Origin of the sequence: Lactobacillus sp., from assembly GCF_051893255.1 — a bacterium.
In the GTDB taxonomy this organism is placed as follows: domain Bacteria; phylum Bacillota; class Bacilli; order Lactobacillales; family Lactobacillaceae; genus Lactobacillus.
Map to the genome: position 1 here is coordinate 1 of NZ_JBJFHB010000019.1, position 1729 is coordinate 1729.

Here is a 1729-nt window from a genome sequence, read left to right on the forward strand (position 1 = left end):
GCAAGACGATGACAAAGTCATGTCTTACCTTGCCTTGTCTGATAAAGGACAAGACTGACTGGTCACGGTTGTCAGCATCAATAATTTCAACTGAGCGCTCTTCTTGCTCGAGCTGCCACAAGGCTGGCTCATTCAGGTAGAAGTGGTTCAAGTCGCGGTTGAACTTCAGCATCTTGGCGTTTAGCTCATCATCTAATGAAGACCATACCAGGCCTTCCTTGTAGCGCCATTCGATGTATTGGCCAAATTCGCCGCCCATGAATAAAAGCTTCTTGCCTGGGTAAGTCATCAGCATCGTGTTCAAGTTCCGCAGCTGAGCAAACTGGTCTGGCCGGTCGCCGAACATCTTGTTCATCAAGCTGCGCTTGCCGTGAACGACTTCGTCGTGGGACAGCGGCAAGATGAAGTTTTCACTCATCCGGTACATAAAGGAGAAGGTCGACAGATCGAAATTGTCCTTTCTGAAGAGCGGATCCATTGAGTAAAAGCGCAATTCGTCGTTCATCCAGCCCATGTTCCACTTGTAGTCAAAGCCGAGACCGCCATCCTCTACGCGGCCAGTAATCTTGACTTGGGAAGAACTTTCTTCAGCAATCAAGAGGCATTCTGGGTGCATCCCCTTGATGACCTTGTTGAACTTGTGCAAAAATTCAATGCCTTCAATGTTGCGGTTGCCACCATATTGGTCTGGCTTCCACTCGCCTGGGCCCCGGTCATAGTCGCGGTACAGCATGTTGGAAACTGCATCGACTCTTAACCCGTCCAGGTGGTAGTATTCCAGCCAAAACAGGGCGCTGGACAATAAGAAGGACTGCACTTGCGGCTTGCCCAGGTCAAAGTTCAAGGCACCCCAGCCCTTATTTTGCGCCCGCCAGCCTTCTTCAAATTCGTAAGTTGGCGTGCCGTCATAGTAGGCCAAGGCATCGTTATTGATGCAAAAGTGCCCTGGAACCCAGTCGGCCAAGACCCCAATATTTTCCTTGTGGCAGACTTCCACGAAATCTTGTAGATCCCGCGGCTCTCCGTAAGCCCGCTCTAAGGCAAAGTAGCCAGTCGTCTGGTAGCCCCATGACGCATCCAGCGGGTGCGCGGTCAAAGGCAGGAATTCAATGTAGTTGAAGCCTTGCTCTTTAACATAAGGAATCAGTTCCTTTTGCAGATCCTTTAAGGTATAAAGACTGCCGTCTTCATGCTGCTTCCAGGAATTGACGTGCACCTCGTAGATATTAATTGGCCGGGCAAAGTGATTTGACCGCTTGTGCCAGCCAAACCATGCCCCATCAGTCCAGTGCTTGATTGGCAAATCTGAAATTACGGCTGCGTTGCCGGGACGCGGTTCATATTCAAGGGCTACTGGGTCAAATTTCATGACTTCCTTGCCATTAGCCTGCTTGACTAAGAACTTGTAAAGCTGTCCTGGTCTAGCATCAGCAGTTGCGGTCTCCCAAACGCCGTAGCTGTTTTTGGCCATTGGCAAAGTTTTCTCCCAATTATTAAAATCGCCAACCAGCCAAACCTGCTGGGCATGCGGTGCCCACACGCGGAAGACATGGGAGTCCCCTTGCTTGTGGCAGCCCAGGTACAGATGCAGATACAGGTCATCGCCGGCCGCAAAATTCTGCAAATGTTGCTCTATCTCATTCATTTCTTACCCCACTTTCTCTAAAAAAACATCACTTAAATATATAAAAACAACAAATTTCTCCGCTAAAACGCTGTAAGCGTTTTT

Annotated in this window: 1 protein-coding gene; it reads right to left on the reverse strand. The window is 49.5% G+C overall.

The window, feature by feature from the left end:
• Positions 1-1645 (reverse strand): 1,4-alpha-glucan branching protein GlgB (glgB, locus tag ACI4WN_RS01495; protein ID WP_439776668.1); only part of this gene is annotated, 1645 nt, incomplete at its 3' end.
• Positions 1646-1729 lie beyond the last annotated feature (84 nt).